The following is a 17,876-nucleotide window of genomic DNA, read 5'->3' on the forward strand; positions in this document are numbered from 1 at the left end:
ATGAATATATAATATGTCGAACATTCTAAAATCGTACGATATCTTTCCGTTCGATAACTCTATTCCTTCGCGTTCCGTTCTTTTCAAAGGACAGAAACGCGAAGGATCTTATTTTAGTTACGTAACTCTTTTAGAAGTTCGGCGCTTCCGGTGATCGCGAGTGCGGAGGCAAGTCCTCCCATCATCGCTCCCGCAACTCCGGGAGAAGCCGCGTCGGCTCCGGTAAGATACAAACCTTCGATCGGGGTGCGAACGTTGAACCAAGGGCATTCTTCCTTTTTGTATCGTTCGGGAACGCAGGCTAAGCCGTAGATCGCTCCGTCCGGATGCGAAGTAAAATGTTCGTTCGTGATCGGTGTCGAAAGTTCTGCGTATTCGACGATTTTTGTGATTCCCGGAAAACGAGCCTCCAAGGTTGTCAGAATTCTTTCCGTGATTTTCTCTTTGAGCTGTTTGTATTCTTCTCCTCTACGTTTCCAAGGCTCCGATTTCCATGCAGAAAAATGATCGTAATCCGTAAACGTAATCACATCCATCGTATGACTTTTTGCTTCGGGATTCTTCAAGCTCGGAAACGAAAGATAGAGATTGGGAATTTCCCCGTCGGACCCGATCCAATCGTTTCTTTCGGAGAAGTTCTGATCGTGATCGCTTGAGGAGAAGATCCAATAATTCTCCCCTTTGAAACCGAACTTTGCAGGACTTTCGGATAAGCCGAGATAAAGACAAACGCTCGTAGTCATCTTTTCTTTATTATAAAAATCTTTTAGACTTTTGCGAAACGAAATCGGATAATTCTCGGGAATCAACTTGGTGTAAGTGGGATAAGCTCCCGCACAGGAGACGACGATCGGCGCGAAAAAATCCCTTTCCGATCCTTCACCTCGAAGAGCCTTCGCTTTTACTCCGACGGTCTTTCCTTCTTTGATTAGAATTTCCTTAACTTCGACCGAGGAAAGAACCGCGCCTCCGAATTCTTCGAGAATCGGCTCGATCGCATCGAAAATTTTTCCAGCACCTCCGATCGGATAATAACCGCCGTGAAGATAGTGCTGCACGAGAGTCGCGTGCATCGCAAAAGCGACCTTGGAAGGAGGCAAACCGTAGTCTCCCCATTGAGCCGCAAGAATTCCTTTCAGTTCCTGACTGCGGAAGTTCGCGTCCAAGTATTCCTTAAGAGTGAAGATTTTCGATTCTCCTAAAAGCCCGGCAACGGAATCCAAAGGAGGAGGAGCAAGGCGCATCATGATCGATTTGCCGAAAAGGTTGGAAGTCTTTTTAATATCTTTGAAATAACGATCGATGGCTTCGATTTCTTCCGGAAATTTATTTCCAAGATCGGATTTGAATTTTTCCGGATCTCCGTAGATGTCGAAAGAAACCGAAGGGAAGATCAATTTTTCGAAAGGTTCCGGCATTCGTTTCCATTGAACTTTTTTCCGTGTGATCTTATCGGAGATCTTTCTGCAAAGACCTTCTTCTTGCATATCTCCAACGTAATGAATTCCCACGTCCCAATGATACTTTCCCTGTTTTCTTTGAAACTCGTGCGTGAAGCCGCCGGGTTGGGAGTGTTTTTCGATCATGAGAATCTTTTTACCGTAAGATTGGGCCAAAAGACTGGCGGCGCAGAGGCTTCCCATTCCCGAACCTATAAATATTATATCGAACTCGTTTCCTATTTGATCGATATTCATTGACAAAATCCTCCCGAATCGTTTTAATGTGAACGGTTATCACATTGATAATTCGACTAGACTGTAAAATGTAATAATCGTCAACATGAAAAATTCTCCCGATAAAAATTCGTATCATCACGGCGACCTGAAAAAAGCCTTATTGGAAGCTTCGCTTCGTATTCTAAAGGACGAAGGATACAAGGCTTTAAGTCTTCGAAAGGCCGCAACTTACGCGGGAGTGAGTCAATCAGCTCCTTATCGTCATTATGAGGATCTGGAATCCTTATATGCGGACATAGCGGAAGAAGGTTTTAGGATGCTTGCAGAGCGTCAGAAAAAACTGCAGGTCAAATACAGAAAAAAACCTCTTCTATTATTTCGTGAATCCGGTGTTTGTTATGTGGAGTTCGCATTGGAATCTCCCGATCTTTTCCGCATCATGTATGGGAATCAAATCGAAAGCCATTCCAAATACAAATCCTTGGTCAGAACGGAGGATGAATCCTTTCAAATCATCGTCGAAATCATTCGTGATTGTCAGCGGGCGGGGGTTATTCGAACGGACGATGTGGTAAGTTCCGCGACCTCCGCGTGGACCATGGTCCACGGCATTGCGGTCCTTTTAGCGGGAAAACAAGTTATGTTTCGATCCGTGGACTTGAAGGAAGCGAGAAGAATCACGAAGGAGTTGATTCATTATCTTTATATCGGAATGAAGTCGGACGAAGGCCGCTCCAAACATTCGTATTGATTCGATGATACGAATTTCTTTCAAATCGATTTTAGTTTAACCGATAGTAAATAAAAAATTTCAAACACGGAAAGCTAAGAAGTAAGAACCTCTTTTGTTTTTTAAGGAATAAACGCCTGTTTGGCGATTTGCATGTAACACGACATAGTGTAAGAAATGGGATCTTTCCGAGAGAATGTTTATAGTATTGGACGAATCGACTTTTTCGTTATAGATTCGAAGCAGTATTTTCAAAGGAGAAAACTACATGGATCAACAAATCAGAGACGGATTAAACGCAGGATTTGGTGTTCTAAAAATTGGAAGGGAACAAATTGAAAGTCTGAAACAGAGTTTAAATAAAAACTTCCAGGATTTAGTAGCAAAGGGCGCTTCGGATAACTCAGAATCGGTGGTGAGATTGCGGGAGTTCGTCGATACGATATTCAAAAGATATTCGGGATTAGCGAGCCAGGCCGAGAAAGGATACGAGGACGTTCGCAGTAAGTTTTCGGAAGTCGTAGATCAATTCACCTCTTCAAAACCTAAGAAAAGTCCGCAAGCGCCTATGAAAAAAACGGCGGCTTAATGTCGGTCAATCGCTTCGATTCTTAAGCGAAGGAAATTAGAAATCGCAACGTTCTATACTTTGATGCCGAGCCCATTTAATCGGAAAACCCAATATCAACGTTTGTGATTTCTTTTATCTTTCGAATCAAGTGACTCTTTACATCCTTTCTATTTCTAGTTTCATGTCTTAGTTTTCAATCTTCATTCTTTGTTTTGCTTACAAAGCCTCTATCTATTTCTTGATCTTGACACAAAGAAAAGAAACGGCAGTTTGTCTGGATACATTATCTTTTTTAAAGGGGAATCTATCATGGATGAAACTACGATCACTAGCATTGCTGTTGGAATCGGTGTAGCTTTGGCGTTCGCGATCGTTGCACGTCGCGGAAAAAAATTAGAACCGCTTATTCTGAAAGAACTTCAGGCTGCGGGCGGCAGTTTGACATTGCCGGAACTTGTTAAACGGATCGGTTTGAAAGACTCATTTATAAATCGCGGTAAAGTGATTCAAGCCGTAGCGCCGATGGTTTTGAAAGGCGAGGTCGTTGAAATCGATGATCCGAATGCTACGATCAAAGACCGATTGGAGCTGAAGCAGTTTCGACTTAAATAGAAGAGAAATCTTTTCGGTTGATTGTCATAGGCCGATTTTCGGTGACACGGAGGAAGATGCATCGGAAAAAATCAAATGTGAATCAGAGTCGTTAAACGTCGTAGCTTATTATAATAGTATGCTTTCGGGACGAGCGATTGCAGCTCGTATAATGAAATACGAATCCAAGACATTGAGTTAGTTACATAATTAGCAAAGTCGTTTTTTAGCTAAGTAATTCTGGAGCATACAGGCGTTTAAAAAAGGCGTTGAAACAATTGAACTAAACGGCAGTTGCGAATTATCAACTGAACTCCCGGACGGGAAAGTTATGTATAGATTAATATAGGACAAAGCTATTTCCTCAACAAACCCTCAACAGCGACAAGTCATTGCGTATTACAAAAGCAGGACTGTTTAAATTTGTCCATTCTTTCAAAACAGAAGAAATCTTGTGGGGAGACTAAAGATCCTAAGAACTCCTTTCTAGATCCTTGACAGGTCGGCCATTGATCTCTTGTTGCCGGTTACAAAGAATAAGGTAAAACAACGTAAAGTTTGAAAAAACGGGTTTTCAGGATCTATATTTCATCTCGAACCCAATCATTCATTGGGATTTACCTTGACTAAAATATTGCAATATTTTTTGATAATAAAGTAGTTGTGATTATTGAGTCATTTTTGTATCACAGATTGTGTTTCGAGGAACTTTGAGAAACTATAGGTTTTTTTTCGCGTTTTTTTTGTTTGTCTTCCTTTTTGATACAAAAATCTATCCGGATGCAAAGGGAAGTAAAAGTCTATTTCATTTGGATTTAGAAAAGGCTATTTTAGTTGGGATTACTAATAATTTAATCATAAAGAATATAGAAAGGCAGAACGAAGTTATCGAGTTAACTTTAAATGAAAAATGGAGAGAATATCTTCCTAAGTTAGGCATTTCTTACTTTGGATTAAAGAATCTCAATCAAAATCAAGTCGATTCCGTTTATAACGATATTCGTCTTACGGTTCAACAGCTCCTGTATGATGGCGGTGAAAATTTCAAAAACATTGAAATTGCGAAACTATCTGCGGAATTAAATAAGGCTGAATTTAAAATTCAACTTAGAAAGATCAAAATAGAAATCGTAAGGCTTTATATGAAAGTTATAGCTTCTAGAGGGAAACTGCTCACTTCCAAGAGGCTTCATAAAAGTTTCAAGAGCCAGCTAAACGACATTTTTTCCGAATACAGAAATGGACTGAAGGCGCGCATTGATGTTTTGGAAATTGAACAAAAATTGAACGAATCACAGTTGAATCTCATTAGAGCCGAAAAAGATCATAAAGCAGCGATTACCGAATTAAAGTTATTTCTTCAGTTGGAAGAGTCAGACGAAGTTGAAATACGCGAGAACGTTTTCTACGATTACGTTTTAAATGATCCTTTCCCAATTTTATCCAAAGACGAGAGCGATATTGAACATAATCGTCCGGATTTGAAAAAGACTAAAATTGTTGTCGATAGATTAAAAATAGAAAAGGAAATCGCGGAAGATTATTGGAAACCGAAATTTTTGATCGGAGGCTATGCGGGTAAAAACTCAAACGATACGAATCCTGTAAATCATTATAACTATGGTTTTAATTTTTCTATCGTTTTACCTTTAGGAAGTTCTACTTTTCAAACTCAATCGAACTATGGAGTTCAAACTGATGGAACAGGTATTCAAAGGATTCCTGGTTATGGACCACAGTTTGTGGGCCAAGGTGAGAATACCTTTAATAGCGCCAATTTGCAGTTATTCGATAATCTTTCCCAGTCTCGAAAAATTTTGGAAGGTGAACTCAAATTAACCGACGCCGTTGCTGCCTACAATATTGCGAAGAAGCAGGCGGTCTTCGAAGTTGTTAAATCCAAGGATAAACTTACAGAGAATTTTTCAGTGATTTATGCAGTTAGCAGAAAGGTAGTTCTTTCGCTGGAGAATTTTAGAATCACTAAGAGTAAGTTCAAAAATGGTCTTGTAAAAAGGACGGAGTCTTTGAAAGCCGAATATGAACTTTCGAAAGCGCAGGATGAACTTGCCGACTCGTATGCCGAATACTTAAAATCTTGTTACGAATATTTTAATGCGAGCGGCCGCGATTTAATTGATTTGCCTTTTTATAAAGTCGAGAGGGGGAAGGGGAACAGCGTAGTCTCGCAGCTGATAAAAGAAAATCGAGAAAATGTGGATGTATTTCCGGAAAGGGGGTATTGATGGGGTTCGATATTAAAAAAGGTTATAAAAAATTTCTGATTATTGCTACGGGGTTCTTTTATGCGATTTCTTGCAATAATATCAATGATAAGGCCGGTAAATTTCTCCCCTACTTAAACGTGGGAGTAAATCCGAAAGTTTTAGTTTTTTCGCCCGGATCGAATGAGGCTAACGTCGCACCAAATACGAAAATTCAAACGACTTTTGATCGTCTTATGAAAATCGATACTTGCGTAAGTTCTTTCGTGATTAATCCGAACGTTACCGGTTTCTATCAAACTACGCCGATCAGCATCGAATTTACGCCCTCAGCAAATTTAAGCACCGGAACTTATACAGTGACTATCACGAAAGGTTGTGAGTCAGAGGAGGGACACGATCTAAAAGATGTCTTTACATCTCGGTTCGCTGTCGGAGCCGCACCCGGAAGTACGCTCAATCTTCCTTCCGTTCTATCGATGAATACAAATCGAGGTAATTTACCTACCTGTCTGGCGGGAACAGGAACTACGGTAGATTTTTCGACGAACGATACTATAGACGGATGTTTAGGGATTACAACAAATCGAAATCCAATTTCTGTTTCTTTCTCCGAACCAATGAATACCGATCTTACCTCGCTCGCAGTTACTCTTTCTCCTAATTTACCCTCCAATTACGATTGGTCTTTGGACGGCAAAATACTGACGATTACACCGGATTCCCCTTACCCGTTCGGTCAAAGAATTACTGTGAATGTTAGTTCGAATGCAGTCAATACATCGGGTACTAAAATCGTAAACGCTAAATCGGCAAGTTTCGTTGCAGGTGGTATCTTTTCTTCGCCAGTCGTTCAGGCGGTCGGACTGGCTAGCCAGGGTTGCGCAAACTCGTTGCCCGGTGTTGGTTCTGTTGTTGGAGGAGATTGGACTTTGGGATCTTGCTTTTGGGACAGTTCTCTTGGTTTGCTAAGCGCCGGGTTGTATCGGTTTCGCGGAGGCGATGATGGGACAGGCCTTGCCGGTTCCACGAATGCTTGCGGGGATGTAAATACAGATAACTTTAGGTTAATCTTTAGCAACTACATGCAGACGGCAATCACTGCAAATGCGGTTAGGATTCAGCGCGTTTCACCCCCGTTAACTAATGCACGAATTTCGTCTTATAATTGGTCCGACTGCCAAGCGACTTTCCCCTTTGGATGCCGATCTTTGACGGTCTCTTTTGCGGAACAAGAAGCTTCCTGTAACGGCGTCTTATTCGGAGATGCGACTACCGGAGGCGACTTTAATATGTTGCGAACGAACACATCGCCCGCCGGTTTTCCGATATACAATCTTATCGTCGATACTTCCGCCAAGGACGTTAACGGTTATAGTTTGCAAAGCCAGTTCATATTCGGAGTGGAAGGAAAATGAAATTCGAAAATAAATATTTCGGTAATATCATAATTTATTTCGTTTTTGTTTCTTGGTTTCATTCTTGTTCACTCATCCCATTTTACTTTTCCAAACCGGGAAGCGCGAAGGATACCGGTAAAAACGGGGTTGTGATTATCGGAGAAGTCAGAGTCCGTGACTCGACCGGAGCTTCCTTCGTGAACGATATTTTTCGGGAGAGTTTACAATTCAATCTTTTAGCGGAAGGATATTCACCGATTGTCATCGACGACGAAATGAAAGAATTCACTCCATTTAAAAATTTCGGTTTTGTCCAGATCGAAGAAGATTCAAAGGACAAGTCGAAATCGAATCCATTGGGTTCAGGAATGACGGAAAATTCCCATGATAACTCGGTTAGAATTCTCGGAAAGACGGAACAGAATCTGCGATCCTTTCAAGATAAGATTAAATTTGATTACTATATAGACTCGACTGTGATCTTGAAAGAGATAGGGTCCGTTCTGGACGGTAAAAACTCCCTACTTATCTTTATTAGAACTTACGACAAATTCGGTAAAAGAATCGGCGAGGTCGAATACATTACAGTCGGTCCGAAAGATAAACTCGATAGGATGATTTCCGAAAGTGTTAAAGAAATATCGAAAAAATGGAAAGGACTAACGGGTCAGTGATGGATATAATAGAAGCAGTAAGAAAATACACCAATCGAAAGAACTTGTATTTGATTATAGGAAGCGTCATTTTCGTAGCGACTGGCTTCTTGATTCGTTCTTATTTTCTTAAAAAAGAAATTGCGGAAATTTATTTAGAAGGAATCGCGCAATATTCCTCCGGTCATCTTCCCGAAGCAAAGAGCGCTTTTTTGCGCGTTCTTGAAATAAATGAACATCATACTGATTCGTTGTTCCTACTCGGAAAGATAGAATTCTTTTCTAAGAAGTTTCAGGATGCGGAAGATTACTTTGAAAAATGCAAAAAGCAGGATGCGGAAAGGCTTGATTGTTCTTTTTGGAAAGCTAAGTCCGGATTTCTGATAGGTAAACACTATGATGTCGTGGAGAATGAAATCTTTTTTTTGAAGACAAAAGGTTTCGAACACCCTGAATTAAATCATCTACAAGGTATGCTTTATGAAAGGTCCGGGAAACTATCGCTTGCGTTGAAGAGTTACGAGGAAGCGCTAAGTTTTACCGTGGTCGCGCTTCCGACTCTGCAAAGACTGGAAGCGATTTATTCGAAAGCTGGATTTAAAGAGAAAGCCGAAAAATACGAAGCTTTCAATCGATCAATTCGTGAATTTCACGCAAAAAATATTACTAGATAAATAAGAAGGACCGGTCAATGCAAAGGTTGCACTTACTCAAGGCGAAGATAGAAAGAGCTTTTCAAATCTATTTTAAAAGCACGGAAAAAGATATTATCGATGATTCGAAAGGATTTTTTTACAAAGTTTTTACCGTTCAGATTATCATCATTCTCATTTACTCGATAGGTAATCTAATCGTAACTTACAGCGTGAATTTCGACGAGGTCAGCGCACTGAATATGCGAATGAGGTTGCTGTTCGAACAACGAGGAGTGTCTCCTTTCTTATATTCGATGAATACTTACCCATACACAATACTATGGGCTATATTCTTTATTTTACTATATCAATTGTTCGCAACTTTCTCGAAGTATTTGGTGTTAAAGGCTTTTTCCGAGAATAATGTAAGCATGATAAGTCTCTTGGGAATAGAGATTACTTCCTATTCAAGATTCATTCTTTGCTTATTCCCGATTTTACTCTATGCGGAATTATTTCCGGAGCAATATAAGCAGGAGTTGCTTCCTTTGCTTTTTTATTCCTCAATTTATTTGATAACGCTATTGTGCGGTGTTTATCTATACGCATCAAGATATGTGAAACTATCGCAAATGATCTTTTCTCAAGCTATTGGCCGAGCGATATTCACTTTCTCAACACCGATCCTGGCCGTTTTTTTTATCGTTATTTGGATTATCCGTTAGATGAGTTTTCAAACCGCTAAAACTAAGAATAAGATTCTATTTGGTGTGATCGGAATTTTCGGGTTAACTGTATTTTCATTTGTCGTAATTTTTCCGAGGATTAAGAGTACTATAAGGTCGGACGCCAATCGAAAGGTCTCAGTGAAAGTTACCCGAGCTAAGGCCGTTGAAATCGCCCCTTCTATAGAATCTAGCGGTTCGATAGAACCTGAGGAGAAACTAGACTTATACTTTAAAGTGCCGGGTAGGCTTGATCGTGTTTTTGTGGAAGAAGGTGATCGGGTCAAACAAGGAAAGTTACTCGCTTCCTTAGAAAAATTTAATTTTGAGCAGGAAAAAAATCGTTATGAAGCATCCCTAGATTCAGCGAAGGCAAATCTCCGTTTAGCTCAGGAAAAATATGAGAAAGCAAAAAAAGGTATAGAAGCCCGTTTTATAGAAATCAAAAAACAAACGGAACTCGTTCATAAATATAAGGAAGAATACGAAAAAGCTAAAAGGACTTATGAGGCCAAAGAAGCAGTTGTAAAAGACGGGGGTCTCAGCCAGGAAGAGTTAAATGCTTCCAGAGTTGAGATGATTTCAAAAGCTACGACATTTGAAAACGGCAAACGAGATTTGGAAATTCAACAGATCGGCATGCGCGATTCGGATATTAAAGAATCCGGTTTCGAAATTCCGAAAACAGAATCCAAACGATTGCATGTTCTAAAAGAAATCGGGACGAAGATCGAAAAAGCCGAAATGGATGTAGCTTCCGCAAGCGTCCGTTCTACGGAAGCGCTTTTGACTTCCGCTAAACAGAACCTTAAAGAATCCGATCTCTACAGTCCTATTGATGGGACCTTAATCCGTAAATTTAAGACAAAAGGTGAAATATTGAACGGCGCCTCGGCGCAAGGGCAGGCAGTATTTACGGTTGCGAAAGTGGACAAAGTATTCGCTGTTTACAACGTGAGCGAAAAAGATTCGGTGAATATTCAAAAAGGATTAAATGTTGAGGTGACGGCGGATATTTTTGAAAATAAAAAGTTCGCGGGAACGGTCGCGAGAATTCAGGAATTTATCGATGAAAAAACGCATACCGTCCAAGTGAGTACTAAGGTTTCCAACGAGAGTCATTCTTTGAAACCGGGTATGTTCGTTAGAACCAAAACTTTTCAGGGCAAGAAAGAGAAAATGATCGAAATCCCGCGGACATGTTTCATCGAATCATCCGAGAAAGAAGGTTTCGTTTTTGTGATTCGAGATAAATTTGCATATAAAGTCGGGATTACTTTAAGAGAAACGTTAGGAGAATCTTTGCTTGTTTCGACAGGTCTTCAAGAAGGTGACATCATCGTAACCGATGGAATTTCAAGATTGAAGGAAGGCTCCGAGGTTGAAATCGACGAGTCTAAAATAGGACCGTAAATACAGTTTATCGAACAAGTTATCCTGTGCAAAATTTTCTTAAAAAGATGATTTCAAAGAGAGCCGGGATTCTCGCTTTCTATACATCTTTTGTTCTTTTCGGAATTATTTCGCTATTCGATTTGAAACTGGCAATTCTTCCAGATATTGGTTTTCCTAAAGTTCAAATCGAAACTAAATATCCATACGCAGGAATTGAAGAAGTCGAAAGTCTCGTTTCGAGGCCTCTTTCCGAGAGATTGGCAGGCGCAAGAGGAGTTAAAAAAGTAACAGCCATATCCGAGCCTGGGATAAGCAAAATCGCGATCACGTTCGCAAACAATCAAGATCTTGATTTTAAAATATTAGAGCTCAGAGAAAAAATAGAGCAAGTCCGTGAGATTTTACCACAGAATTCTGAAAAACCCGTACTTACACGTTTTGATCCATCCAGTAGTCCATTTTTAGAAATCGTATTTTTCCCAAAAAAAACAGAAGATTCCGTCGGATTGCGAAAGTATCTAGAAAATCATTGGAAGCCCGTTTTGGAAAGAATAGAAGGAGTTGCGAGCCTTCAAATCGGAGGAGGGTATGATCGGGAAATTCTTGCGAAAATCGATTCTAAAAGAATGCTATCCTACAATCTCTCTCCGGAGGCGGTAGGTAGGAGAATCATATTATCGAATCGTAATGTTCCAGCGGGTAGTGTACCCTCGGGAGATAAGGATGTTTTAGTTAGGGTGAAAGGAGAATCGGAGAACTTAGCGGACCTTTCCGAAACCGTCGTATCAGTGGGCCCGAACGGTGAAACAGTTCGGCTCAAGGATTTTGCGGATGTGACTATTAATTTTCGTAAAAGATCCGAAAAGGCATTGTTCAACGGTAAAGAATGCGTAATATTCTATTTTTATAAAGAATCCGGGGCGAACCCGATTGCTCTTTCGGACAAGATTTCAAAGGAAGCCGAATTGCTCTACGAGTCTTCGAAGGGAGAAGTCAAATATGTAAGCGGTTTCGACGAGGCGTCATACGTCGCGGAATCGATTCACGGACTTAGGCTTTCTCTTATTATAGGAGCATTTCTTGCTTTTTCGGTTTGCTTAGCGGTATTGCGAAATTTTTCCACTCCCCTCGTGTTGATAAGCATCGTTCCCGTCGCAGTACTTTCTAGCTTTTTCCTTTTTTGGATTTTCGGACTCTCCATAAATATGATGTCTTTAGGTGGTTTGACTGTTGGTATTGGCATGCTGTTTGACAATAGTAACGTCGTACTCTCCGCCATCGAGAAAAACCATGTTGGTAAAACAAAAAAGTTCGACGCGGTTGTTCTCGGATTGTCAGAAGTTTATGTTTCGGTAATTTTAGCGACGCTGTCGACCTTGTTCGTTTTCATTCCTATGATCTTTTTACGATCATTTATCGGGTCTATTTTCAGTGAAATGGCGATGGCGATCTCGCTCTCTCTGATTTTAAGTCTTCTGATTTCGCTTACTTTAACGCCCGTTTTATATTCTTTGTTTCCTAAATGGACGGCGCCCGAAGATTCACGAATCGCATCCTTTTTTACCTACTGCGCTAAGATCGAACAGTCGCTTGTTCATTCGCAGAGAAAATTTTTGGAAATGATCCTGCGTTTTCCAAGGAAACTTTTTATGACCCTCGCGGGCTTTGTTTTTTTATCCGGATTTGCGGTCTGGTTTGTGAATAAAGAGATTTTGCCGCAAATGGAAACTGGAGAATTCGAAGTACAAATAAAATTCCCTCAAGGAATTATGAGAGAGCGAATAGAAGACCTCAGCTTTGGAATCGAATCCTATATCAAAGATAAATATCCGATCGAATTGAGCCTTGCTAGAATCGGAAAAGAAAACGTTTCGAAAAATTCCAGTGGGTTCAATATCGATCCGGTTACCGAAATCCGTTTTGTAATACGATCGTGGGATGTCCGAAAAACGACCGAAATCGTCGCAAATGTTCGCAACGACCTTTTACGAGAATTTCCTCAGTTAGAAAGTAACGTTAAGTTTTCCGGTGACGTATTATCAACTTTGCTTGGAAAGAAAAACGAAATCGAAATTGAAATACGAGGCGAGAGTATTTCAACCTTAGAAAAGGTAGGAAAAAAGCTAAAGGCCGATGTGGAAAAAATTAAAGGAGTTAGAAAAGTTTCAATCGCTCTTGAAGATAAAGTAAAATCGTATTCTCTAAAATTAGACGAGTCGAAATTACTAATTTATGGATGGTCTGCGGAGGCCGTTAGTGAATTTCTCAAGATAGGAACCTTGGGCGGTTATTTTTCAGGATTGGAAATTTCGGGCGAAGAGGTTCCTATCCGGCTCGTTTTTAGAGAGGAAGATATTCCGAACGCTTATTCATTTAGAAATTTATATATTCCGCACGCGGGAAAACTCGTCCCATTGAGTGAAATTTCCTCTTTAGATGAATCCTCACAGTTCCGCTCCTTATACGGCGTAGGCTCCAGCAGGGCAAATTTTTTAAACGTTTATACGGATAAGGATAAAAAGGATTATGTTGAAAAGGAGACGGCGAAACTTTTTAATTCTTCGAATGACCCGGAAGTTACGATCGATTTTAAGGACGGGGACGATACCAAAGACGTATTATTCGAACTATTATTCACGATTTTGCTGGCGTATATCATCTTATACTTATTGATTGCCGGTCAATTCGAATCGATTCAGGTCGCGAATAAGATCCTTTTTACGATTCCATTCGCAGTAATCGGAGCGTTACCCGTTCTTGTCGTTACCGGTAAGTCTCTTAACGCCAGTTCGTTCGTCGGTTTGGTTTTATTGATGGGCATATCGATAGATTCAGCGGTATTGTTTTACGAATATTATATATTAGAGAAAATAAAAGTAGTTTCTTCCGAAAAGGCGGCTTTTAACGCGTCGGCCATCATTCTTAGACCAGTAATCATGAACTCTGCAACTACTTTTGCAGGACTTTTGCCGGTAATGCTGGAATTGACACCCGGTTCGGAATTTCAGTCCTCTATGGCGACGGCAATCGGTTTCGGACTCATATTGAGCGTACTAAATTCTTTGTTATGGATCCCTTTTCTTTTTGCTAGAGAAGAACGAATCTAAATTTTTTAAAACGATAAGCTCTTATGTTTACTTTATTCGATTCTCTTGCAAACCGAAGACCTGGACTTCATTTGTCAATCCTAACGTTACTACTTCTGTTGACCGTCTTGAATCTAAGGAATATTCGTTGGGAGGTTTATCCTGTGTCCGTTTCCGGAAACGTTATCGTTACTACGCAACATGCGGGAGCTGACGTTCAAAAGATGGAATCGGAAATCACGTTTCCGTTGGAGGAGGCACTATCGAGTACGGGTGGGATTTCGGAGATGCGTTCCGTAACGGAAGCGGGTAAGTCGGAAATTCGAATAAGCTTTGAAAATTCGGATAAAATTCTGAAATACATAGCCGAAATCCGGGAAAAGATAGAACGCGTTTCTACCGGCTTTTCAAAAGAAATCCGTAAACCTACCATCGAATCTTCCGGTTCCGTAGAAAGTCCCGCCTTAGTAATATCGATTCAAAAGGATCAGATCGATAAGAAAGAGTTACGTTTATATGCCGAAAAAAGACTGAAAGCCAAAATCGAAACGGATCCTAATGTGGGCAGAGCGATTTTAGTGGGAGGTGAAGCTTACGAAATCCTAATCGCAATTGATAGGGATCGTTTGGAAGCGGAAGGGTTGACTATTGATGACGTTGTCCGCAAAATAAAGTCGAACAATTCACATTCGCTTGTTTCCGTTTCAAACGAAGGGGAACTTGAAAAACCGATTTATTTGAACTTGAAGAAGAATGAACCGAGTGATTTTGCTCGAATCCCGTTGCAGCATAAAAACCGCGGGATCCTTTTTTTAAGAGATATTGCTAAGATCGACTATCAAACGAAAGATAAGGACAGTTTTTTTCGAAGGAACGGTCAGGAAGGTTTAAGTCTTTATGTTTATCCCGCTTTTCAAGGGAATCTCAGTTATCTAAGCAAGGAAGTAGAGAAATTTAGGACCGAATTTCAAAAAGATGGAATTCGTCTTGAGATCGCGTACGATCGTTATTCGCAGATCCGTAAGGAATTGTTCCGGCATTTTCTAACCTCCGGACTTTTATTTCTATTTACGATTCTATGCTTTTTTCGGAATTCACTTATCTCTTCTTTATTCTCTTTTGTTTTGGCGACCATTATCGTGTCCGGCGTTTTGCACGTTTGTTTCGGGAATATCAATGTTCTTCTTTCGACTGGAACGAATCTTTTTATACTTCTTTTTCTTTTGGCCCCGAAAGTTTCGATTTTTGTTCTCCAGAATCCTATCGGGAGATTTTTATTCGGAAGACTTCATTTTCGGTTTGGGATTTTGATTTTTCAGACGATTTGGGTGATTGTTCTTTTCTTGTTATTTAAAAAAGATTTCGGCTTTTTTCTTTTGCAAACGGTTTTTGTAACGGTTTGTCTTCTATTCTTTTGGAATTTTGCAATTCGTTTGAATTTTTCCAGTTTTCATTTTTTGAATCTAATCCCGCGGTTCGACAAATTCGTTTTTCTTTTCATCGAACCGTTTGCCGGTCGCATTTCAAATATCGGTTTGAGATTTTTCAAGGTCATTCGCATTTTCGGGAGTAAGAACAATTTACTTTCCCGTTTTCGAAACATTTTTTTAAAAACTAGATCCAACTTTTACGAAAACCCAACCTTGTTTTTGATCACAATTATCGTCATTTCCGTTTTTATAATACTCAATACGTATAAAAGCTATTCTGTTCGGGTTCAAAGACAGATTCTTTTATGTATGATCGAACTTCCTTCCGGAACGGGAGTGGGAACGACAGACAAAGTCTCGAAAAAAGTAGAGGCGCTTCTCCTTCAATCCCCTTCGGTCGAGGAGACGGTCGCAAAAGTAGAAAAAGATCACTCGAGAATTATAATTCGTTTAAAGGATGGGTTACAAGCGGATTCAGAATCTATCGCCGATCTAAAAAAAATTGTCGGTAAGCAGAATCCGGCCTTCGTTTTTTTTACAGCCGATTCGGATCGAAGTACGGGGGAAGAAAGTACATTTGAGATTTTAGGAAGTGACCCTAAAACGATCCACGATTTGGTTCAATCCGTTGCAAAACAAGTAACTGCATTTCCTGAAACGGAAGAGGTAGTACTGCGTTATAAGGGACCGAGAGAGGAATTGATCATGAACGTAGATCCAGGAAAATCCTCTCTGTCTCTTTTGGACAGCTCGAGACTCGGCGAAGATCTAAGGCTCACGTTACAAGGGGGTATCGCCGCCAAAGCTTTTTCGGAAGGGAAAGAATTCGATGTCCGAGTTCGAGGTTCGGCTGAATTCAGAGGGTCCAAGGATTCGTTGGAAAGAATTCACGTCCGGAATTCTGAGAATCAATTCGTTCCATTGGGGGAGGTCACTTTTGGTAAAGAGGACTACACTCCGGTAAAGGTCTTCCATAAATATCGCACGCGATATCTTGCATTTAGCGTGAAATTCAGAGATAAGAGTTCGGGAGATAGGGTCGCTTTGGAACGGCGAATTCTTTCCATTCCGCTTCCTTTCGGATATCGAATAGAAAGGGGGGAACGGAAAACGTTCAAAATTTTTGATACATTAGGCGAAGTGAACGCGGGTTTCTATTTCTTTCTTTTGATCCTGGTTCTTTCGCGCGTTTTTCAATTTTTGGGTTTAGAAAATCGAAGAAGACAAACTGCGCTGTATATTCTTAGGCTTATTCTATTGTTTTTATCGATTCGATTTCTTGGCGGAGAATGGAAATCCGATTCTTATCTGTATTTTATTTCCATAGGTCTTTTTCTTTAAAGAAAATTTGGATCGAATACGATCGGATTGTTTCATTTTACTTCCACTTGGCGTCCGTTGTAAACGAAGAACTCCGGATTTTTTCCCTTCGGGTATTGGAAATAGTAGATTCTTTTGATAGACGTTTTCGGTTCCAATAGCATTGCCTCTCTGGGCGCTCGGAAAGTTATGAACGTTTTAGGATCAAAAGGTACGTAATCGATATGTTGCGATTGTCCTGTATGAATCTCGGCTCCCGGAAACTGGGCCGGGTCGGCAATTCTCCGTTGTAGTTCCCAGAGGCTCGGGTATGGAATGAACTGGGACGGCGTTACCCAAGCATTTGCGTCCGAAGCATTTTCATATTCGACGGTTATCTTTACGAAGTCGTCCTGCTCAGGGTGAGTGGGTAGTATCTTATCTTTTCTAGGAGGCCCCCCGCCACCGACGACGACACGATAATATGAATCGACTTTTTCAACGTTTTTTATATTTACTTTGAGGGCGATGGTTCCGTAGTCCAAAGGAGCGGTTTTGATCACTTTGTAGTCGGTAAGGATGTCTCCGGATAATTTTGAAACGAGTTCGGGGGTTTCCATAACCGTTCTGACTGATTTATATATATTCGGATCGATCACGGTTCCTTTCGGAGATAACCAATAAAAAGGCAGTAGTAGGATTTGGGTCCAGGTTTGCGCATAGATTGCGTCGTTCGATATCGACGGTAGAGTTTCGGACCTTCCGTTTTTGTCATAGAGTTCGGCTGTAAGCTTAAAATCCCGTGTATTGTAATTCGGAATTACGAATAGCGTTAGGAAAGAAGCATAAAAGGTCCAATTGACCCAAGATGCAAATTTGGAGAACCGAAGTACCAATACGTTCCTTAGGTTCCCTTCCAGTTTCGAATAACTTTCGGTGGAATGGATCGCTATGAGTTTGAGTTTGGGGTGTTCGGCAAATTCTTCTTTTAGGTCGTCGCTTATGCTCAGTTCCGTGAACGGTCCCCGCTGATATCCGAGAGGAGGAGACTCGTAGATTACAACGACACCTAACTTCGGCGCCTTTTCGTCCAGATTTGGTATGCTAAAATCGTTTTTGCTCGAATTTCTGTATATTGTGATACAAGAGTTGGAAAAAAATAAAAACCAAATCAGCGCTATCCAAAGGATTCTGTATTGTTTGAGAATAAAATTCGATTTTAAATTCATATTCGCTTTCTTCCTTTTCTTTTCCGTTCTAGAATCTTTCGTTCCAGTTTTTTATTTAATTTTTACTTCAAAACTAATGGCCCATGCCTTTAGTGGTTCGATTTATAAGAGAGCATTCCCTACCGTTTTTTTTGATTGCGCCAATCTAAACTGTGATCTTAATTTGTCAAAAACATCACAAATTGGATGGATTTCTTATGTCGACTGCGGTGAAAAAGCGTTGTTTGC

Annotated in this window: 12 protein-coding genes and 1 pseudogene; 11 read left to right on the forward strand and 2 right to left on the reverse strand. The window is 40.4% G+C overall.

Annotated features, from left to right (window positions below; translation table 11 throughout):
* Nucleotides 1–113 precede the first annotated feature (113 nt).
* The gene (locus DLM76_RS18170) at nt 114–1,697 is read right to left on the reverse strand and encodes a phytoene desaturase family protein (protein WP_118966068.1); all 1,584 of its coding nucleotides are present in this window, start codon (nt 1,695–1,697) and stop codon (nt 114–116) included.
* Nucleotides 1,698–1,782: 85 nt separating this feature from the next.
* Between DLM76_RS18170 and DLM76_RS18175 the strand changes: the two genes are divergently transcribed.
* The 11 genes and pseudogenes from DLM76_RS18175 (at nt 1,783) to DLM76_RS21970 (ending at nt 16,461) form a co-directional block, all read left to right on the forward strand.
* Nucleotides 1,783–2,430 carry a TetR/AcrR family transcriptional regulator gene (locus DLM76_RS18175; protein WP_118956910.1) on the forward strand — a complete coding sequence of 216 codons (648 nt, stop codon included), beginning with the start codon at nt 1,783–1,785 and terminating at the stop codon, nt 2,428–2,430.
* A gap of 247 nt (nt 2,431–2,677) precedes the next feature.
* A complete protein-coding gene (locus tag DLM76_RS18180) occupies nt 2,678–2,998 on the forward strand; it encodes a phasin-related domain-containing protein (RefSeq protein ID WP_118956909.1) in 321 nt (106 codons plus the stop codon).
* Between the two features lie 291 nt (nt 2,999–3,289).
* Nucleotides 3,290–3,592, forward strand: a complete 303-nt coding sequence (locus DLM76_RS18185; protein WP_241548286.1) for a hypothetical protein — start codon at nt 3,290–3,292, stop codon at nt 3,590–3,592.
* A gap of 788 nt (nt 3,593–4,380) precedes the next feature.
* On the forward strand, nt 4,381–5,817 hold the full coding sequence (locus tag DLM76_RS18190) for a TolC family protein (RefSeq protein ID WP_118966098.1): 1,437 nt from the start codon (nt 4,381–4,383) through the stop codon (nt 5,815–5,817).
* A complete protein-coding gene (locus DLM76_RS18195) occupies nt 5,817–7,214 on the forward strand; it encodes an Ig-like domain-containing domain (protein ID WP_118966070.1) in 1,398 nt (465 codons plus the stop codon). The genes DLM76_RS18190 and DLM76_RS18195 overlap by 1 nt, the downstream gene beginning before the upstream one ends.
* On the forward strand, nt 7,211–7,870 hold the full coding sequence (locus DLM76_RS18200; protein WP_118966071.1) for a lipoprotein: 660 nt from the start codon (nt 7,211–7,213) through the stop codon (nt 7,868–7,870). The genes DLM76_RS18195 and DLM76_RS18200 overlap by 4 nt, the downstream gene beginning before the upstream one ends.
* The gene (locus tag DLM76_RS18205; protein ID WP_158586401.1) at nt 7,870–8,523 is read left to right on the forward strand and encodes a tetratricopeptide repeat protein; all 654 of its coding nucleotides are present in this window, start codon (nt 7,870–7,872) and stop codon (nt 8,521–8,523) included. The genes DLM76_RS18200 and DLM76_RS18205 overlap by 1 nt, the downstream gene beginning before the upstream one ends.
* A 686-nt stretch (nt 8,524–9,209) precedes the next feature.
* The gene (locus tag DLM76_RS18215; RefSeq protein ID WP_118966074.1) at nt 9,210–10,622 is read left to right on the forward strand and encodes an efflux RND transporter periplasmic adaptor subunit; all 1,413 of its coding nucleotides are present in this window, start codon (nt 9,210–9,212) and stop codon (nt 10,620–10,622) included.
* 47 nt (nt 10,623–10,669) lie between these two features.
* Complete coding sequence (locus tag DLM76_RS18220) at nt 10,670–13,711, forward strand: efflux RND transporter permease subunit (RefSeq protein ID WP_241548287.1); 3,042 nt, start codon at nt 10,670–10,672, stop codon at nt 13,709–13,711.
* Nucleotides 13,712–13,734: 23 nt separating this feature from the next.
* A pseudogene (locus tag DLM76_RS22185) lies at nt 13,735–14,772 on the forward strand (efflux RND transporter permease subunit); the annotation flags it as partial.
* Nucleotides 14,773–15,339: 567 nt separating this feature from the next.
* On the forward strand, nt 15,340–16,461 hold the full coding sequence (locus tag DLM76_RS21970; RefSeq protein ID WP_241548288.1) for an efflux RND transporter permease subunit: 1,122 nt from the start codon (nt 15,340–15,342) through the stop codon (nt 16,459–16,461).
* Nucleotides 16,462–16,493: 32 nt separating this feature from the next.
* On the opposite strand, the gene DLM76_RS18230 is transcribed toward DLM76_RS21970, so the two are convergent.
* Nucleotides 16,494–17,648 (reverse strand): hypothetical protein, encoded by a 1,155-nt coding sequence (locus DLM76_RS18230; protein WP_118966077.1) that lies wholly within the window; start codon nt 17,646–17,648, stop codon nt 16,494–16,496.
* Nucleotides 17,649–17,876 lie beyond the last annotated feature (228 nt).

The organism is Leptospira yasudae (assembly GCF_003545925.1).
Taxonomy (GTDB): Bacteria; Spirochaetota; Leptospiria; order Leptospirales; family Leptospiraceae; genus Leptospira; species Leptospira yasudae.

Coding starts and splice junctions, on each gene's coding strand:
- DLM76_RS18170 (WP_118966068.1), bottom strand. CDS start 1,697: ATGAATATCGATCAAATAGGAAACGAGTTCGATATAATATTTATAGGT.
- DLM76_RS18175 (WP_118956910.1), top strand. CDS start 1,783: ATGAAAAATTCTCCCGATAAAAATTCGTATCATCACGGCGACCTGAAA.
- DLM76_RS18180 (WP_118956909.1), top strand. CDS start 2,678: ATGGATCAACAAATCAGAGACGGATTAAACGCAGGATTTGGTGTTCTA.
- DLM76_RS18185 (WP_241548286.1), top strand. CDS start 3,290: ATGGATGAAACTACGATCACTAGCATTGCTGTTGGAATCGGTGTAGCT.
- DLM76_RS18195 (WP_118966070.1), top strand. CDS start 5,817: ATGGGGTTCGATATTAAAAAAGGTTATAAAAAATTTCTGATTATTGCT.
- DLM76_RS18200 (WP_118966071.1), top strand. CDS start 7,211: ATGAAATTCGAAAATAAATATTTCGGTAATATCATAATTTATTTCGTT.
- DLM76_RS18205 (WP_158586401.1), top strand. CDS start 7,870: ATGGATATAATAGAAGCAGTAAGAAAATACACCAATCGAAAGAACTTG.
- DLM76_RS18215 (WP_118966074.1), top strand. CDS start 9,210: ATGAGTTTTCAAACCGCTAAAACTAAGAATAAGATTCTATTTGGTGTG.
- DLM76_RS18220 (WP_241548287.1), top strand. CDS start 10,670: ATGATTTCAAAGAGAGCCGGGATTCTCGCTTTCTATACATCTTTTGTT.
- DLM76_RS18230 (WP_118966077.1), bottom strand. CDS start 17,648: ATGAATTTAAAATCGAATTTTATTCTCAAACAATACAGAATCCTTTGG.